We start from the raw sequence: 19094 nt of genomic DNA on the forward strand, positions 1-19094 counted from the left end.
ACTGTTTGTAGTCAATTTAAATAATATCTAATGTTTTCCCAATTTTAATGAAGCTAGATATAGCCTTATCTAAATGCTCCTTTTCATGTGCTGCAGAAAGCTGTACTCTTATTCTTGCTTTTTCTTTTGGAACTACAGGAAAAAAGAAACCGATAACATAAATGCCTTCATTTAATAACATATTTGCCATAGTTTGAGATAGTTTTGCGTCATATAGCATTACTGGAACAATAGCAGAATCCCCATCTACAATATCAAATCCAGCTTCTTTTATTCCTTTTTTGAAGTAGTTGGTGTTCCATTCTAATTTATCACGTAAAGTCGTGTCGTTTTTTAACATATCAAACACTTTAATAGAGGCACCAACTATTGCAGGAGCTAAAGAGTTTGAAAATAAATATGGTCTAGAACGTTGACGTAATATTTCAATAATTTCTTTTTTTGCGGTAGTATATCCTCCCATTGCGCCACCTAAAGCTTTACCTAAAGTTCCTGTAATGATATCTACTCTTCCTAGAACCCCTTTTTCTTCTAAGGTTCCAATTCCTTTTGGTCCAATAAATCCAGTGGCATGACATTCATCAATCATTACCATAGCATCGTATTTGTCTGCTAAGTCACATATTTTATCTAAAGGAGCAACTAAGCCATCCATAGAGAAAACACCATCTGTTACTATGATTTTATTTCTTGCTCCATTTTTATTGGCATCTATTAGTTGTTGTTCTAAATCGGCCATATCATTATTCGCATAACGATATCTTGCTGCTTTACATAAACGTACACCATCTATTATAGATGCGTGATTTAAAGAATCGGAGATAATAGCATCTTCTTTTCCTAATAAAGGTTCAAATACACCTCCATTGGCATCAAAGGCTGCAGCATATAAAATGGTGTCTTCTGTACCATAAAAATCTGCAATCTTTTGTTCTAATTCTTTATGAATGTCTTGTGTTCCACAAATAAATCGAACAGAAGACATACCAAAACCGTGGGTATCCATAGTGTCTTTAGCTGCTTGAATCACCTCTGGATGTGACGATAAACCTAAGTAATTATTAGCACAAAAGTTTAAAACGGTTTCTCCGGTGTTAAGCGTTATTTCTGCTCCTTGCGGAGAAGTAATAATACGTTCCTCTTTGTAAAGTCCGTTGTCCTTTATGTCTTGAAGTTCTTGTTGTAGTTGTTGTTGTATATTTCCGTACATGGGTTTTATTTTTTTACAAATTTATAATGTTTTTTGCGTTAGTGGTAGAAACGGCATCCTTTTTTATGTGAAATATAACACCTCTCATCAATAGGTGCTATAAGTATATGAGTTGTGCATAGCATATTGGATACTATAAAAAATAAAAAAGATATAGTGGATGACACGACGCGCTGCAGTTTTTACGAAAGCGCGTAACGCCATTATTAAAAGGTTATTACTTGAATATCGTCATTTATATATACCAGAATTTTATGGATCACTTTGTATGGCATTTCTTCTATAACCCGTTGGTAATTTTCTAGTTGCAATTGGTGTTTTTTGTTTATTGCTCCCGTTTTATAATCGATTATGGTTGCTTCATTATTGGCATTAATTACCAATCTGTCTGGTCTTATAATCTCATGATTTGAAATTATATCCCGTTCGTTATAAACGGTGTTTTCAGTGGTGAAATAATCTTTTAGGTCTTGGTGATCTATTATTTGTACTATCGTTTTTTGTAATTCTATGGCTTGTTCTGGATTTATAATTGCGGTTTCTTTAAAATGGGTAATTGCAAATAAAACATCTTCTTTTGTTTTAATATGTGCCAATATATTGTGAATAAGATTTCCTTTTTCGATGGCTTCTTGTTGCGCTGTATTCCATAAAAAACCAGAATTAGTAACAATTTTTATGTTGTGACTTTCTTTTGTTGTGGTTATAAATTCTTGTTGTTCTATAATTTCTGTATGCTTGGTTTCTTCTTTCGATGTTTTTTTAGGATTACCAAAAGAGAAGCTACTTTCGCTTTCATTATACTTGTTTGCTTGTTGCAAGTAATTTATAAATAAGCCAGCGTAGGTTTTTTGTTCCTTTAATTCTTTGGCAGACACATCTCTTTTAGAAATAATAAAGAGTTGCTCCTTTGGTCTAGTCAATGCAACATATAATAAGTTGATGTTGTCTAGCTCTAATTCTGCTTGATGCTTGTTGTGGATTTGCAGACCAACCTCGCCGTAGTTTTCAAATTCTTTGGTGTAGTTTAATAGTGTGCTAGAAAAGCCATTAAAGTTTTCTGCTTCTAATGGGAACCATTCTTTGGGTTCTATTTCGCTATAAATATTTAAATCTGCATAAGGGAAAATAACTACTGGAAACTCTAAACCTTTAGATTTATGAATGGTCATAATCTGCACAGCATTTTGTCCTTGCGGAGAAACAATACTTAGATTTCCTTTTTTGTTATTTGCGTGTTCTAAAAAACCGGAAAGACTAGAGCCTTGTTTTTGCGAATATTCTAATACAAAATCTAAATAGTATTGTACGTAAGCGTTGGAGGTTTCTACTAAATTAAAGTTTCTAACAATGCTTTCTGCCAACTCATATAATGGTAATTGTAGTAATTGGTTTGGGGTTAAAAAGATCTGGTAGTCTTCCAAACTTTTAAAGGTTTGGAAAAGGGACTGATGGATATGTTCACTGAAAAATGCGTGCTTGTCTTTTATTCTGAATTTTTCGGAAAGATAATTTAAAGCCTTAACCTTGATTTCATCGTTCTCGGATTGCACTAAAAGCGTTAAGATATTATCTATAAACTGTACTTCGGGACTATTAAAAATAAGCATCGTTTCGGAAGACATAATAGGGATGCCTTTAGTGTTTAAAAACTCTGCAATAGCGATTCCTTCTTTTTTCTTACGGACAAGAATACAAATATCTTGATAAGAATAGCCATTGGTTTGGCACGTTCTAATGGTTTCTAAAACTTTCTGCGGATAGATTTCGTCTCTATCTTCGTCTTTAAGATCTAAAAAGTCTAATTGTATATAGCCTTCATTTTTATTGAAGGTGTTTTGTTTAGAACCTTCATGATAGAGTTCGCTATAATCCTGGTTGGATAATGAAGTTTCGGCAACATATTTAAAAAAAGCATTATTGAAATGTATAATTTCTTGGTAGCTTCTAAAGTTTGTAGGTAAATTATCTACGTGTTGTTCTACTTGAAAAGGATCTGTTTTTTTAGAGTATAAGTCTATAAATTGGTCTGCTTCTCCGCCACGCCATCTATAAATTGCTTGTTTGGCATCACCTACTAACATGGCTGTTCCTTGTTCTTGTTTTAAGTTTTGACCAGCAAGCGAGTTATCTATTAACGGAATTAAATTTTGCCATTGTAATTTAGATGTATCTTGAAACTCATCGATGAAGTAATGTCTAAATTTTTCGCCCAGTCGTTCGTAAATAAAAGGGGTTGGTTGGTCTTTAATTTCCTTGCTTATTAAGGTGTTGAATTCAGAAATTAATAATTTATTCTGATCTATTTTAATATTTGTTAACTCTTGGTTTATGGCGCTTAAAACCGATAAAGGCGTTATGTTTTTATAAAAAGCTTTTAAGAATTTTTGCTGAAAAACTAGTTTTTTGGTTTCTTCAAAAGCTTTAATGAATTGCGGTTGCAACCCATCTATAACAGCTCCAAGTTCTGGAGTAAGTCGTTTAGGATACAGTGTTTCGTTATTAATTAATTCCGCTTGCCATTTATTGGTGAAACTAATGTCAAATCGCTTATTCTTTAGATTTTCAAAATGTTTTGGTAGAGAACTTCTATTAAAATCATTAAACTGTAAACCAGCTTCGTCAATTAGCTGTAAAACGTTTTGTGTAATTTCTGTAATTCGGCTTTCAAGATTTTTGGTGTCTTTTCTTAATTGCGCTTTAAGTACTTTAAAATCTTCAAGCGATTTATCTTTTAGTTTTTCAATATGCGCGACATCATTTTCTTTTACTAATAGTTTTGCAATCTTATTAAAGTCGAAAGAAATATCCCAACTCTTATCATCATCTGCTTTTTCAATGGAAAAATCCACTAAAATTTTTGTCAGCTCTTTATTCGTTCCCGCTTTTGCTATCAAACTATCTACCGCTTCTTGTAAAAGAGAGTCTTGATCTAATTCGACTTCAAAATTTAAAGGCAGTTTTAAATCATGCGCAAAGGTTCTAATTATTTTATGTGTAAATCCGTCAATAGTAGAAACATCAAAAGCGGCATAATTATAAATAATGCTGTTTAGTATCTTTTTAGATTTGTTGTGTAGTTTTTCTGGTTTCAGTTGTAATTCTTCAGTAAGTATAGAAAACATGCTGTTTGGATTTTCTATAATTTTTTCCGAAGAAAACGCGGTAAGCATTTCAATAATACGTTCTTTCATTTCACCAACTGCTTTATTGGTAAATGTAATAGCCAGAATGTTCTTGTATTGTTGCGTATTATTAGATTGTAATAAAATCTTTAAATACTCTTTAACTAATGTAAATGTTTTTCCGCTTCCGGCAGATGCATTGTATATAGTGAAAGGATGTTGGTTAGTCATGCGTTAAATTTTACACAAGATAAAGATTATCGATAATTTGATAACTATTTATTATTTTTAATTGAAGGCATTTATGCGTAAATTTGAATAAAATTTAATAATAACAACTAAAAATAAATATTATGGCTTTCGAATTACCGAAATTAAAATATGCTTATGATGCTTTAGAACCAAACATTGATGCTCGCACAATGGAGATTCATTACACGAAACATCATAACGGTTATACAACAAAATTAAACGCAGCAATTGAAGGAACAGACTTAGAAGGGAAATCTATTGAAGATATTCTTGGAGGTTTAGATATGAAAAATGGTGCTGTTAGAAATAATGGAGGAGGTTTTTACAACCATTCTTTATTCTGGGAAGTAATGAATCCAGAAGGGAAAGGACGTTTATCTGGAGATTTAAAAGATGCTATTGAGGCAGCTTATGGTTCTGTAGATGCTTTTAAAGATACTTTTAGTAAAGCGGCTGCAACACAATTTGGTTCTGGTTGGGCTTGGTTATGTGTGCATAAAGGAGGAAAAGTAGAAGTTTGTTCTACACCAAATCAAGATAATCCATTAATGCCAGGAGTTACTTGTGGAGGAACACCAATTTTAGGATTAGATGTTTGGGAGCATGCTTATTACTTAAACTACCAAAACAGAAGACCTGATTATATTGAAGCTTTCTTTAATGTAATTAACTGGAATGAAGTAGAAAGACGTTATGCAGAAGCGAAATAAGCTTTTATTAAAACAATAACAATAGCCTATTTTTAATAGGTGGATATAAAAAAAGGTGAACTTACGTTCACCTTTTTTCGTCCCAAATCTACCATAAACTTAACCTACTTATGTCATGGAGATATATAAATAACGTGAAAATATTTTGAATATTGTAAAATGTTGAAAAACATTTCATTACCGAAAATGAAAAAAGGTGAACGAGAGTTCACCTTTTTTGCCCCAAATCTACCATAAACTTAACCTACTTATGTTATGGTCTAGCAAATATAAGTGTGCTTGGGCCAAATTGTAAAACTTATTAGATAAACTACTAATATATTAGCCTAAAGGAGTAAAGAGTCTGTTTTATTCTGTTTTAGAAAGAAATGTCGTATAAAATGGAATGGGTGTAAAATGAAAAAAGGTGAACGAGAGTTCACCTTTTTTGCCCCAAATCTACCATGAACTTAACCTACTTATGTTATGGTGGTACTAATGTAGTTTTATTTCTTTGATTAAGTGAAATCTTTTAGATGAACCGCTTTTTTTTAGGATTAAGCGCTTCAAAACTAAATAGATACGGAAAAACCGTAAGAAAAAAGCTAGTAAGCACGTTCTTCATTTCCTTCATAAAAATTAATAAACGCTTTATTTACAACTCTATTACCTCCAGCTGTTGGATAATTTCCTGTAAAATACCAATCTCCTAAGTTTTTAGGACAGGCTTTGTGTAAATTAGATACCGGTTGAAATATTATCTTTACTTCGGCATTTACTGTTTCATCACTTAATAATTCTGAGATTTTATCTGAAAGCTCATCCGCTGTAAAAAGATCATATAGTTCTTTTACAAAGTTTTTTACTTGCGCATCTTCTAAATCTACCTGCTTTTTACATTTTTTGTATACTTCCTCAATTAAATGATACTTGTTGTTGTCTTTTAAAAGCGAAAGCATTGCTTTAAAGGCTATTAATCCTTCAATTTTTGCCATATCAATACCGTAGCAATCCGGATAACGTATTTGTGGCGCAGAAGAAACCACAACTATTTTTTTAGGATGTAGTCGATCCATCATTTTAATGATACTCTTTTTTAGAGTGGTACCTCTTACAATACTATCATCAATAATAACCAGGTTATCTGTTGGTTTAATTACACCGTAAGTAACATCGTAAACGTGCGCAACTAAATCATCTCTACTGCTATCTTCAGTAATAAAAGTTCTTAGCTTAACATCTTTAATTGCTATTTTTTCAATTCTTGTTCTTTCCGATAAGATTTCAATAACACGTTCTTTAGATAGTTTTCCGTCGCCATCTAAAATCGCTTGTGTTTTCTTTTGGTTGAGATGTTCTTCAACAGCTTCTATCATTCCGAAAAAGGAAGTTTCCGCCGTATTTGGTATATAAGAGAAAACAGAGTTTTCTGTATCATTATCAATAGCTTCCAGAACTTTAGGCATTAATAATTTACCAAGTTCTTTACGCTCTTGATAAATTTCAGCATCACTTCCTCTAGAGAAATAGATACGTTCAAAAGAACATGCTTTTCTTTCTAAAGGTTCTAATATTTGTTGAATAGAAACTTCTCCAGATTTCTTGGTAATGATAGCATGACCAGGTTCTAATTCTTTAACGTCATCAAAGTCTACATTAAATACGGTTTGTATTACTGGTCTTTCTGAAGCTACAACAACCACTTCATCATCTTGGTAATAATAGGTTGGTCTTATTCCTGCAGGATCACGAAGTACAAAAGAGTCTCCATGTCCTAAAAGTCCAGCCATGGCATAACCACCATCCCAGTTTTTTGCAGCTTTTCTTAAAATTTTTGCTACGTTTAATCGGTCAGCAATTAAAGGAGAGCATTCGTTTTTATTGTATCCTTCTTTTTTAAGCTTCTTGTATATTTTAGAAACAGCATCATCTAAAAAGTGTCCAATTTTTTCCATTATAGTAATGGTGTCTGTGTACTCTTTTGGGTGTTGCCCTAGATCTATTAAGTTTTTAAATAATTCTTTAACATTTGTCATATTAAAGTTTCCAGCAAGAATAAGGTTTCTGTGCATCCAGTTATTTTGTCTTAAAAAAGGATGTACACTTTCTACGCTATTTTTACCAAAAGTACCATAACGAACATGTCCTAAAAGCACTTCTCCTATATATGGAATGTTCTTTTTTTGTAATGCAACATCATCTTGATATTCTGGGTGCTCTGTTAGTTCTTTGTTTATTCTACCGTTTATTTGAGCAAAGATATCTTGTATAGGCTGCTGCGCAATAGAGCGGACTCTACTTATGTAACGTTCTCCTGGTTTGGTGTCTAATTTAATACTTGCAAAACCAGCGCCATCTTGTCCGCGATTGTGCTGCTTTTCCATTAATAGATACATTTTGTTTACACCGTAAAACGCAGTACCATATTTCTCTTTGTAAAATTCTAATGGTTTTAAAAGTCTAATGTGTGCTATTCCACATTCATGTTTTAAAGCATCGCTCATTTTTAGTTGTGTGTTTGTTGTTTCTTATTTGTGTTGTCGCTTTTTACATTGTTTCATAACAAGTTATGAAACTTTGATTTTGCGAAAAAAAAACGCGCTCCATTTTGAGCGCGTTTGTATTTAGTTTATTTCGATATCAAATTGTGTCAAATCCTTGAACTGTTGCAAGCGCTCGAAGATTTCTTTATCTGTTAAAGTTAGCATACGTTCTGTTCCAAATTTTTCTACACAAAAGGAAGCTAAGGCTGAACCGTATATTACTGCTTTCTTCATGTTTTCAAAAGAGATGTTACCCGTTTTAGCAATATATCCTGCAAAACCACCTGCAAAAGTATCTCCTGCTCCTGTTGGATCAAAGACTTCGGCTAATGGTAAAGCTGGTGCATAAAACATATTACCTTCACTAAATAGTAAAGCGCCATGTTCTCCTTTTTTAATAACCACATATTTAGGACCCATTTCATGAATCTTCTTTGCTGCATTAACTAAAGAGTATTCTCCAGATAACTGGCGAGCTTCTTCATCATTAATGGTGATCACATCTATATTTTTTATAACTGCTTTTAAATCATCCATAGCAATATCCATCCAGAAATTCATGGTATCTAAAATGGCTAATTTTGGTTTTTTAGACATTTGATCCAGAACACTCTGTTGTGTTAAAGGATGTAGGTTACCAAGCATTACAATATCTGCATCTTTATAACTTTCAGGAACAACTGGCGTAAAATGTTCTAGTACATTTAATTCTTTGCTAAAGTATCACGAGTGTTCATATCGTTATGATATTTACCACTCCAGAAGAACGTTTTTCCTTCTTTTACTATTTCTACTCCTTCTATACTTATTTTTCTATCGGTTAAAAGGTCTAGATATTCTTGTGGAAAATCTCCTCCAACAACAGAAACTGCTGCTGCATCCACATTATCAAAATTTGCTGCAGAAAAACCTATATAGGTTGCTGCTCCTCCAAGAATTTTATCGGTTTTACCAAAAGGTGTTTCAATAGCATCAAATGCTACAGTACCTACAATGACTAATTTGCTCATAAAGCGATATTAATTTTTTTTGCAAATATACGTTATTTTAAAACTAGTATAATAACTTATTTTCTACCAAAATCTGCAGGTATTTCTCCCCAAGCTTTCGTTTCCCATTTTACAATGGTTGTTTTATACGTATTATTGTTTAACCACAATACGGCACGATCTACTAAATCATAAACCGGTTTGTTTTTTGCGTTGCGTTCTAATTTAGAATTACATATTTTTTTACGAACCCAACTCATAGCGGTTTTAGAGTCTGTATATATAAGGAGATCACTATTGTGTTTTTTTAAAAAACTTAGTCCGTGAACCAAAGCTAAAAATTCACCTATATTATTTGTGCCTTCGGCAAAAGGACCTTGAATAAATAATTGTTTTTTAGATTTTGTTTCTACACCACGATATTCCATAATACCAGGGTTTCCAGAAGAGGCAGCATCTACAGAAATAGAATTATAATTAGGAAGCCCTATTTTTTTAAGTTGTTCTGCAGAAAGTTCGCTTTTAAATTTCTTATTGGTTCCTATATAGTCTTTATAGCTTCCGTTTAATGCTTTTTTTGCAGCATCAAAAGTGGCGAAAGATTTGTATTGTGCGCCTTGATAATCTTTAATTTGTGCTTTGCAGTCTTTCCAAGTATCAAAAACACCAACACGGTGTCCCTTCCAAACGGTATAATATTTTTTTTTCTTTTTTGACATCTTTAGCTTCCGCCTTTCCACATCGCTCAATATATACTTTAGCGAAAATCGGATTATTTATAGTTTAACTTCTATTCTGAACATAATACCTTATTTACTACTTCAGGAAAATGCTCCATTTCCAATAAATGAATCTTTTTAGCGACATCTTCGGCAGAATCTGTAATATTTACCTTACATTTTGTTTGAAAAATGATGGCTCCTTCATCATAATGTTCATTTACGTAATGAATAGTGATTCCTGTTTCTTTTTCTTTATTGTTAACAACAGCTTCGTGAACATGCATTCCATACATGCCTTTTCCACCATATTTTGGTAGTAAAGCAGGATGTACATTTATCACTTTATTAGGAAAATGCGCGAGTATGTTTTCAGGGAACTTCCATAAAAAACCAGCTAACACAATAAGGTCGGGTTGGCTGTTTTTAAGTAAATCGAGTACATCGTTGGTTTTAGTGAATGCTATTTTGTTGAATGATAATGCGCTAACATTCAGTTTTTTACATCGATCTAAAACTTTGGCATGAGGATTGTTAGTTAGAACCTGAATAACAGAAGCATTTTCTCTGTTGTGAAAAAACTTAATTAAATTTTCAGCATTAGTTCCACTTCCGGAAGCAAAAATTACAATACGTTTCATTTACAGATAATAATGTTAAAATTGTTCAAACAAAAAAAAGAATAATTATTAACAATTAGCGGGTAAAAAAGAAATATTCAGCTTTATTTATTAAATTAGGACACATTTTTAAACTAAAGGTGTGTTTTAAAATAAAGTTTTTTATTTTTGCCATCTAATTAAAACTTAAAATTAAAAAGATTATGTCAGACATTGCATCAAGAGTAAAAGCGATTATCGTAGACAAACTGGGAGTTGATGAAAACGAAGTTGTTACTGAAGCTAGCTTTACAAACGACTTAGGAGCAGATTCATTAGATACTGTAGAATTAATAATGGAGTTCGAAAAAGAATTCGATATCCAAATACCAGACGATCAAGCTGAAAATATTGCAACAGTTGGTCAAGCAGTTTCTTATATTGAAGCAGCTAAATAAGAACAAATTTTTATGGAACTAAAGCGAGTTGTAGTTACAGGTCTAGGAGCATTAACACCAATCGGTAATACCAAAGATGAATATTGGGAAGCCTTATTAAGTGGTAAAAGTGGTGCTGCGCCAATAACATATTTTGATACAGAAAAGTTCAAAACCAAGTTCGCTTGTGAAATAAAAAACTTTAACGCGACCGATTTTTTTGATAGAAAAGAAGCGCGTAAAATGGACAGGTTCGCTCAGTACGCTATGGTAGCTTCAGATGAAGCTATCATAGATGCTAAGCTAAACTTAGATACCATCAACAAATTACGTGTTGGTGTTATTTGGGGAGCAGGAATTGGTGGTCTAGAAACCTTTCAAAACGAAGTTTTAAACTTTGCAGAAGGAGATGGTACACCTAGATTCAATCCGTTCTTTATTCCAAAAATGATTGCAGATATTGCACCGGGAAACATATCTATTAAACATGGATTTATGGGACCTAATTACACAACGGTTTCGGCTTGTGCCTCTTCTGCTAACGCTATGATAGATGCCTTAAACTATATTCGTTTAGGACATTGTGATGTTATAGTTACAGGAGGAAGTGAAGCAGCAGTAACTATTGCTGGAATGGGTGGATTTAATGCAATGCATGCTTTATCTACTAGAAATGAAGATCCAGAAACAGCATCTAGACCTTTTGACGCTACCAGAGATGGTTTTGTTTTAGGGGAAGGAGCAGGAGCTATTGTTTTAGAAGAATATGAGCACGCAAAAGCAAGAGGAGCAAAAATATATGCAGAAGTATTAGGAGGCGGAATGTCTTCAGATGCATATCACATGACAGCGCCACATCCAGAAGGAATTGGTGTTATTGCTGTTATGAAAAATTGTTTAGAAAATGCCGGACTTAAACCAGAAGAAGTAGACCATATTAATACACATGGTACCTCAACACCTCTAGGAGATGTTGCAGAACTTAAAGCTATTTCTCAAGTATTTGGTGCGCATGCGAAAAACATAAACATTAATTCTACAAAATCTATGACTGGCCATTTGTTAGGTGCAGCAGGAGCTATTGAATCTATTGCATGTATTCTTGCAATGGAACATGGTATCGTGCCGCCAACAATAAACCATACTACAGTGGATGACCGTATAGACCCTGAATTAAATTTAACACTTAACACTCCTCAAAAAAGAGATGTTAAAGTAGCCATGAGCAACACCTTTGGCTTTGGTGGCCATAATGCTTGTGTATTATTTAAGAAGTTAGATTAATTTTTGAATGAGCTACATTCGTAACATATTTAATTCTCGTTCTAAAGACAACGGGGATTTTATTACGTCTATCGCAAAAATCTTAAGCTTTAAGCCTAAGCAAATAAAATTTTACCAAACTGCTTTTACCCATCGTTCTATGAACATAAGAAATGGCAAAGGACATGCTATTAATTATGAACGATTAGAATTTTTAGGAGACGCTATGCTGAGTGCTGTAGTGGCACATCATTTATATATAGAAGTTCCAAGTGGTGATGAAGGTTATCTTACCAAAATGCGTTCTAAAATTGTAAGTAGAGAGCATTTAAACGAACTAGGAAGAGATCTTAAACTAATAAAACTAGTAGAAAGTAAAATACCCAAAGGTCAATTTGGTGATAATATTCATGGCAATTTATTTGAAGCTTTAGTAGGTGCTATTTTTCTAGACCGAGGCTATAAGTACTGCGAGAAATTTATTTACAAACGAGTAATTACACCTCATGTAGATATAGAAACGCTAGAAGGTAAAGTAATAAGCTATAAAAGTTTACTTATTGAATGGTGTCAAAAAGAGAAGAAAAACTTTAATTATGACGTCTATGAGGACACAGGGAATGATGATATAAGACATTTTTCAGTGAAACTATCTATAGATAAAAAAGTGATTTCTAAAGCGCGAGCAACTTCCAAAAAGAAAGCAGAAGAAAAAGCATCCAAAAGAGCATTTTTTGCTTTACAAAAACAAATTCCTAGAGGAGCTACTGTTTAAAATTGTTATCCACCAACTATAACGATTTCGTTAAAAACTACTGTTAATATTACCTTTAGCTTAACACAATTCTTCGTTTTAAATACTATATTTACAATAATTAAAAGGAATTAACATTTTGCGAAAACTAATTCTTGAAGATTTTATAGAAGACATAGACTATGCTTTAATTGGCATACATTGCTCTATTGAAGACTACAGACTAGCCTATTTACTAAACAAATATCTAGGACTAAACCTTAAAAGAAAATCCGTAGATATAGAATATAAAGATACTTCTTGCTACTCTATTTTTGAATGGGAAGACGAAAAACAACTAACCGTTTGGAATCTGATATCTAACATTAGCAAAATAGAAGTTAATGATACTGTAGATGTTACTTCGCTATTTGTAAATGAAGAGAAATTCACAAAAACAAACTATTTAGTTCCCGAATATAAAAAGGTGAATTTTATATTAAAAATAAGTGATGATCCTAATCAGCATTTAGAAAAGCAAGCCTTAAATAAAATTTTAGAAATACCTCGAGTAGTAACTGCTTTTGGTATTGATGCAAACAAATTAAAAACTACAGACCAATTAATATTTAATTAAAATATTATATCTCGATATCTATCGGGACTCAAGGAAAACGAATATGATAAAAAGAAAAAAAACCAAGATAGTAGCAACTTTAGGACCAGCAACAAGCACCAAAAAGGTTTTAAAAAGAATGCTAGAAGAAGGAGTAGATGTGTTTAGAATTAATTTTTCGCATGCAGATTATGCAGACGTAAAAGAACGCATCCAAATGATACGGGAACTTAATGAAGAATTTGGTTATAATGCCGCTATTTTAGGGGATTTACAAGGACCAAAACTTCGTGTAGGAGTAATGAAAGGAGACGTTATTGTAAAAGAAGGAGACGAAATCATCTTTGCAACAGGAGAACGTTTTGAAGGTACAAAAGAGCGCGTTTACATGACCTATGACCGTTTTCCTCAAGACGCAAAACCAGGAGAACGTATTCTTTTAGATGATGGTAAACTTATTTTTGAAGTCGTTTCTACAGATAAAAAATCAGAGGTTAAAGCAAGAGTAATACAAGGTGGACCACTTAAATCTAAAAAAGGAGTAAATCTGCCAAACACCAATATCTCACAACCTGCTTTAACCGAAAAAGATATTGAAGACGCTATTTTTGCTATCGAGCAAAAAGTAGATTGGATGGCTTTATCTTTTGTACGTCATGCAGAAGATTTAATGCAATTAGAAGAGCTAATCAAAAAGCATAGCGAGCATAAAATTCCAATTATAGCAAAAATTGAAAAACCAGAAGCAGTAGAAAACATAGATAAAATTGTTGCCTATTGTGACGGATTGATGGTTGCTCGTGGAGATTTAGGAGTAGAAGTACCTGCAGAACAAGTACCACTTATTCAAAAACAATTAGTACTACGTGCTAAAAAAGCTAGAATTCCAGTAATCATTGCAACGCAAATGATGGAAACCATGATCTCTAGTCTTACACCAACAAGAGCAGAAGTGAATGATGTTGCAAACTCGGTAATGGATGGTGCAGATGCAGTAATGCTTTCTGGTGAAACTTCTGTTGGGCAATACCCAGTGCAAGTAATCACACAAATGTCTAACATTATTAAAAGTGTAGAAGATTCTCCACTTATTCAGGTACCACAAATGCCACCACATATTCGTACAAAAAGATATATCACAAAATCGATATGTTATCACGCGGCAAATATGGCAAACGAAATTAATGCAAAAGGTATTTCCACACTTACCAATAGTGGGTATACTGCATTCCAAATTTCAGCTTGGCGTCCATCAGCACACATTTTAGTATTTACCTCTAACAAACGTATTTTAACCCAACTAAATTTACTTTGGGGAGTAAAAGCGTTCTTTTACGACAAATTTGTAAGCACAGACGAAACCATAGAAGATGTAAATGCCATTGCTTGTAAAAAAGGATATCTGGAAACAGGAGACATGCTAGTCAGTTTAGCAGCGATGCCAATACAAGAAAAAGGAATGGTAAACACCTTGCGTGTAACCGAAATTACAAGTTGTAGTTTCTAAATTCCTTTTGTCATTCCGACTGCAACACAGGAATCTCTTATCGCATGGATTATAGATTTCTCGATAGACTCGAAATGACAACGCAACTTATATTAGAGTTTGATTAAAAATGGAAGTATTATGTCATTCCGACTGTAATGGAGGAATCTTTTATGTGATTCGTTACACTCGAAAGGACAATAAGTAATACAGTTAATTTTTATAGCGTTTACTACTTCGCTTAAAAAGCTTCGTAGTACCGCGCTTTCCACTATATCTTTTGCGAAAAAAGCAAAAGGATGCCGTTGCAATCGCTAACGCGAAATCAAGAATAGAAGAATAATAAAAAACCAGTTACCGTAATGTAGCTGGTTTTTTATTTCTTCATTATCCACACACAACAAACAAGGTAATAATTGAATTATAAATGGTACTTTTGTAGACTCAAATTGTTTATCTGTAATCCATAGTTTTATGCCATACCAAGATGTTTTAGTTCTTTTCTGGGAACAAGTAAAAGAAAGTGTTCAAGAAGGTCGCTTTGCTAAATTAACCATGGCAAAAACCATTGGTAAACTCGAATTGAAAAACATTTTTGTAAGACCAATCTATTCCGAAGACGATTTTAAAGTCTTAGTGAAATTACGCTACAGACCTAGAGAAGTAGAAGATGAAGAACAAGAACTTACATTAGAAGAAGCTTTTGAGTTTTTAAAACAATATTTACCAAAGCCTTTTGTCTCTATTATTTTATTTACCACAACCAAGGATGTGATTTTTAAAATTAATAAAAAAGGAGCCGCTAGTATTACCGAGAACCCTCCAACATTTAAAGATGTTACAGAAGCAAAGAGTGATATAGAATAGTTTCGTATTGCCTATTCTTATTTTATACCGTTATGCTTCAAGAAGTCTACTATTAATTTAGCAACCTCTCTAGTCTTTTCTTCTGCAGCAAAATGTCCTGCATCCAATAAGTGAAGTTCTGCTTTTGGCACATCTTTTAAATATGCTTTTGCTCCATTGGCATTAAATTTTAAATCCTTTTTACCCCAAACAATAAGCGTTTTAGGTTGGTTTTCTCGGAGCATTTTTTGCCATTTCGGATATCGAATTAAATTAGTATTATAGTCTTGAAAAAGCTGTACCTGAATTTCTCTGTCTTTTTTCGTGTTTAAAAATGCCAAATCATGGGTCCAAGCATCCGGACTTTGACTATTTCTATTAGTGGCATCCAAATCAAATAAATACTGCTTGTTAATTACAGCATCCTCGCCAGTAAGTGTATATAAAAAATCTCGTTTTGTTTGGGAGGTATCCGTTTGCGCAGTTCTAAAAAAATCTTGCCTTTTTGGAGTTAAACCATCCAAATAGGCATTTGCATTCTGAACAACTAACGCATCTATCCGGTTTGGGTCCTTTGCCATCATTCTATATCCTATAGGAGCTCCAAAATCTTGCATGTACATCACATAGTTTTTAATTTCCAGTTTATTTATTAGTTGCTGGGTATAGTTAGCCAATAAATCAAAGGTGTATTTTGTGGTACTCGGATCTAAATGATCGCTATAACCAGAGCCAAGATTATCTGGAGCAATCACATGATAATGCGTAGACAACATAGGAATCAAATTTCTATACGTATGGGAAGAAGATGGATAGCCATGTAATAAAACAATGGTCGGATTTTCTCTACTACCAGATTCTCTGTAAAATAATTGTACACTATCTATTTTTGTATAATTATAGGTGGTTGCAGGTGGTAAAAAGTATTGGTTTTTATCGTCTTTAAGACCTTCTTCTTTAGAGGGATTGCATCCTAATAATGCAATACCTAAAAGTGTAAATAGAAATAATTGTTTCATGGTAGTAGTATTCATTTCCAATGGGGAATTTTATATGGTAGTTTAGACGCTTTTATTTGTTAAGCTTGCGCATAAAACTTCTCATTTTTTGAATAATAGCATCGCCATCTTCTTCTAAAGCAAAATGACCTGTATCATATATATTATAATCTATGGTTTTTACATCTTTCTTAAAAGCTACCGCACCACTTTCTGGAAAAAAAGCATCGTTTTTACCCCAAACAATTAGTAATGGAGGTTGATGGTCTCTTAAGTATTGTTGCCATTTAGGATATAGTTTTACATTATTTTGATAATCATAAAACAAGTCCAGATTTACTTGATGTGCATTTGGTCTGTTCAGTCTTAAATAATCTAAATGCCAATTATCCGGATTTACAGTTTCTACATTTCTAACGCCGTGGGTATATTGCCATTTTAAACCTTCCAAAGAAAAGGCAGGTAATAAAGCATTTTCTGTTTGTGCGTTACGGTCTTCCCAAAGTGCTCGAATGCCTTCCCAAGCAGCACCTAAACCTTCTTCATAGGCATTTCCATTCTGATTAATAATAGCGGTAACTCTTTCTGGATGTGCGGTTGCAATTCTAAAACCAATTGGTGCGCCATAGTCTTGAATCATTAATGCATACGAATGGATTTCCTTTTTTTCAAGAAAAGCATCTATAGTTACTGCTAGGTTATCAAAGGTATATGTATACGTATCTGCGTTTGGAAAATCACTATTTCCAAATCCAGGATAATCCGGTGCGATAAGGTGAAATTCGTCTGCTAGCTGACTTAAAACTTTTCTATATTGATGGGAAGAAGCAGGAAAACCATGTAGTAATACAATCGTTGGGTTTTTAGGATTTCCACTTTCTCTGTAAGCTATCTGTACGCCGTTTATATCTATAGTTTTGTAAGCAATAGTTTCCTTTTTTATGGAAGTACTAAGGTTTGTTGTTGCCGTACTATTTTTTGAAGAAGTATCGTTTTTACAACTAACAAAAAGGAATAGAAGGATTAAAGTATAAATTAAATTTTTCATGTTGTTTTATTTTAAATAGGAATTGGTAATTATTCGGAAGGTTAAAAAAGCCATAGACCGTATCCTAATACAGCTATGGCTTATGTATGTTTTTTAATTAATTACGTCCTGCCATTACACCACCATCGGTATCCCAAATAGCTCCAGTAACCCAAGATGCTTTTTCAGATAGTAAAAATAGAATACTGTTAGACACGTCAGATGCTTCTCCGAAACGTCCTATTGGATGAAATCCGTTAAAACCGACTAATGCCTTATCCGCGGCTTCTTTTCCTCCAAAAACACCATGATAAACAGGAGTATTTACTAATGCTGGTGAAACTGCGTTTACACGAATATTATCTTCTGCTAATTCCATAGCCAAATGCTTTGTTAAGGTATGTAAACCTGCTTTTTGCATGGAGTATGCCGTAGATGGTGTCGCTTTTACGGCTTGTTTTGCCCACATAGAACCTACGTTTACTATAGAACCTCCTTTAGTTGCTTTCATTTTTTTAGCAGCACTTTGTGTGATAAAAAAGAAACCTCTATTTAAATCTAAGTAAGAGTTGTAATCTTCCATAGTGTGATCTAAAAATGGCTTTGGGCCAAAAATTCCGGAAGCATTTACTAAATAGTCTAAGTTATCTAAAGCGGTAATTGTAGTTAACAACGTTTCCACTTGTTCGGTTTTAGAAATATCTACGGTATGTTTAATTAAGTTTGGTGCATCTGCAACTTTATCGGTGTTTCTACCTACAATATGTACCGTTGCTCCACTTTCTAATAATGCATTTGTTGTTGCATTTCCAATTCCACTTGTTCCTCCAATTACTAAGGCTACTTTGTTTTCAAATTCTTTCATTTTATTTTTATTTAAATATTAATTTAGACAGACAGGTCTGTCTATTGTTGTGTAAATTTTTTTAGTTTATTATTTTAGCACAAAGATTTTTGGATTCTTGGATAGGCCAATATGCTTGGTGTAAATGACTTTCTCCAACTGCACTTTCATAGATTAGATAAATTTGTCTAGACAGAGAAGAGACTTCTTCTTCTTTAATGTCTCCTAAATTATTAGTAACCAGTTTTGCTATAAGCTGAATAAAACTATTTTTTTGTGACTGAATTTCATTTCTAATAATCACATTATCCTTCGGAATTTCAGAAACGGTTTTAATACACCAACAGCCATTAAAATCTTTCTCCATGAAAAAGAGTTGTAAAAAATCAAAAATGGCAAGTATTTGATCTTTTCCTTTTGGTTTCGAAGTAGTGTAGGTTTCCACATCTTTTAAAAAGCTTGTGTTTTTAAACTGAAGATAGGCCAAACAAATATCTTTCTTCGCCTTAAAATGATTATAAAGCGTGGCTTTAGCGATACCAGCTTCCGAAATAATTTCATTTATTCCTGTAGAATTATAGCCGTTCTTATAAAATAAGAAGGAAGCCGTTTCAATGATTCTATTTTTTACTTCAGAGTGTTTCACAGGGCAAATATATATAAATTAATTTAAAAACAGACAAGTCTGTCTATTGTTTTTAAATTCCTAAGAATCGTA

At 33.1% G+C, this 19094-nt stretch carries 16 protein-coding genes and 1 pseudogene; 7 read left to right on the forward strand and 10 right to left on the reverse strand.

Going from position 1 to position 19094, the window contains the following annotated elements; all coding sequences use genetic code 11:
* Positions 1 to 16: 16 nt before the first annotated feature.
* Positions 17 to 1210 (reverse strand): glycine C-acetyltransferase, encoded by a 1194-nt coding sequence (gene kbl / locus AMD28_RS11250; protein ID WP_055444204.1) that lies wholly within the window; start codon positions 1208 to 1210, stop codon positions 17 to 19.
* A 206-nt stretch (positions 1211 to 1416) separates the two neighbouring features.
* The gene (locus tag AMD28_RS11255) at positions 1417 to 4566 is read right to left on the reverse strand and encodes a UvrD-helicase domain-containing protein (RefSeq protein WP_055444205.1); all 3150 of its coding nucleotides are present in this window, start codon (positions 4564 to 4566) and stop codon (positions 1417 to 1419) included.
* 122 nt (positions 4567 to 4688) lie between these two features.
* On the opposite strand from AMD28_RS11255, the gene AMD28_RS11260 reads away from it, so the two are divergent.
* Positions 4689 to 5297 (forward strand): superoxide dismutase, encoded by a 609-nt coding sequence (locus tag AMD28_RS11260; protein ID WP_055444206.1) that lies wholly within the window; start codon positions 4689 to 4691, stop codon positions 5295 to 5297.
* 584 nt (positions 5298 to 5881) lie between these two features.
* Here AMD28_RS11260 and AMD28_RS11265 read toward each other — a convergent pair.
* From AMD28_RS11265 to purN, 4 genes and pseudogenes are all read right to left on the reverse strand, one after another.
* Positions 5882 to 7780 carry an amidophosphoribosyltransferase gene (locus AMD28_RS11265; RefSeq protein WP_055444207.1) on the reverse strand — a complete coding sequence of 633 codons (1899 nt, stop codon included), beginning with the start codon at positions 7778 to 7780 and terminating at the stop codon, positions 5882 to 5884.
* A 120-nt stretch (positions 7781 to 7900) separates the two neighbouring features.
* Positions 7901 to 8829: pseudogene (locus tag AMD28_RS11270) on the reverse strand (PfkB family carbohydrate kinase).
* 56 nt (positions 8830 to 8885) lie between these two features.
* A complete protein-coding gene (locus tag AMD28_RS11275; protein ID WP_055444208.1) occupies positions 8886 to 9527 on the reverse strand; it encodes a ribonuclease H1 domain-containing protein in 642 nt (213 codons plus the stop codon).
* Positions 9528 to 9598: 71 nt separating this feature from the next.
* A complete protein-coding gene (gene purN, locus AMD28_RS11280) occupies positions 9599 to 10168 on the reverse strand; it encodes a phosphoribosylglycinamide formyltransferase (RefSeq protein ID WP_055444209.1) in 570 nt (189 codons plus the stop codon).
* 182 nt (positions 10169 to 10350) lie between these two features.
* On the opposite strand from purN, the gene AMD28_RS11285 reads away from it, so the two are divergent.
* From AMD28_RS11285 to AMD28_RS11310, 6 genes are all read left to right on the forward strand, one after another.
* Entirely contained in the window at positions 10351 to 10584 is a 234-nt protein-coding gene (locus AMD28_RS11285; RefSeq protein ID WP_013869581.1) for an acyl carrier protein, read from the forward strand.
* A gap of 12 nt (positions 10585 to 10596) precedes the next feature.
* Entirely contained in the window at positions 10597 to 11847 is a 1251-nt protein-coding gene (gene fabF / locus AMD28_RS11290; protein ID WP_055444210.1) for a beta-ketoacyl-ACP synthase II, read from the forward strand.
* A gap of 7 nt (positions 11848 to 11854) precedes the next feature.
* Entirely contained in the window at positions 11855 to 12601 is a 747-nt protein-coding gene (gene rnc, locus AMD28_RS11295; RefSeq protein WP_055444211.1) for a ribonuclease III, read from the forward strand.
* Between the two features lie 118 nt (positions 12602 to 12719).
* Entirely contained in the window at positions 12720 to 13196 is a 477-nt protein-coding gene (locus tag AMD28_RS11300) for an IPExxxVDY family protein (RefSeq protein WP_241492486.1), read from the forward strand.
* 43 nt (positions 13197 to 13239) lie between these two features.
* Entirely contained in the window at positions 13240 to 14682 is a 1443-nt protein-coding gene (pyk, locus tag AMD28_RS11305; protein ID WP_055444213.1) for a pyruvate kinase, read from the forward strand.
* Positions 14683 to 15135: 453 nt separating this feature from the next.
* Positions 15136 to 15528, forward strand: coding sequence for a hypothetical protein (locus AMD28_RS11310; RefSeq protein WP_055444214.1), 393 nt, complete (start codon positions 15136 to 15138; stop codon positions 15526 to 15528).
* 17 nt (positions 15529 to 15545) lie between these two features.
* Here the strand turns inward: AMD28_RS11310 and AMD28_RS11315 are convergent, their stop codons facing one another.
* The 4 genes from AMD28_RS11315 to AMD28_RS11330 all read right to left on the reverse strand — a co-directional run bounded on the left by AMD28_RS11315 (position 15546) and on the right by AMD28_RS11330 (position 19022).
* Positions 15546 to 16541 carry an alpha/beta fold hydrolase gene (locus tag AMD28_RS11315; protein ID WP_241492488.1) on the reverse strand — a complete coding sequence of 332 codons (996 nt, stop codon included), beginning with the start codon at positions 16539 to 16541 and terminating at the stop codon, positions 15546 to 15548.
* Positions 16542 to 16578: 37 nt separating this feature from the next.
* Positions 16579 to 17553 carry an alpha/beta fold hydrolase gene (locus tag AMD28_RS11320; protein ID WP_083478287.1) on the reverse strand — a complete coding sequence of 325 codons (975 nt, stop codon included), beginning with the start codon at positions 17551 to 17553 and terminating at the stop codon, positions 16579 to 16581.
* 97 nt (positions 17554 to 17650) lie between these two features.
* Positions 17651 to 18397: an SDR family NAD(P)-dependent oxidoreductase gene (locus AMD28_RS11325; RefSeq protein ID WP_055444215.1), complete on the reverse strand. Its 747-nt coding sequence runs from the start codon at positions 18395 to 18397 to the stop codon at positions 17651 to 17653.
* Between the two features lie 61 nt (positions 18398 to 18458).
* A complete protein-coding gene (locus AMD28_RS11330; RefSeq protein WP_055444216.1) occupies positions 18459 to 19022 on the reverse strand; it encodes a TetR/AcrR family transcriptional regulator in 564 nt (187 codons plus the stop codon).
* Positions 19023 to 19094: the final 72 nt, after the last annotated feature.

Source organism: Lacinutrix himadriensis (assembly GCF_001418105.1).
Classification (GTDB): domain Bacteria; phylum Bacteroidota; class Bacteroidia; order Flavobacteriales; family Flavobacteriaceae; genus Oceanihabitans; species Oceanihabitans himadriense.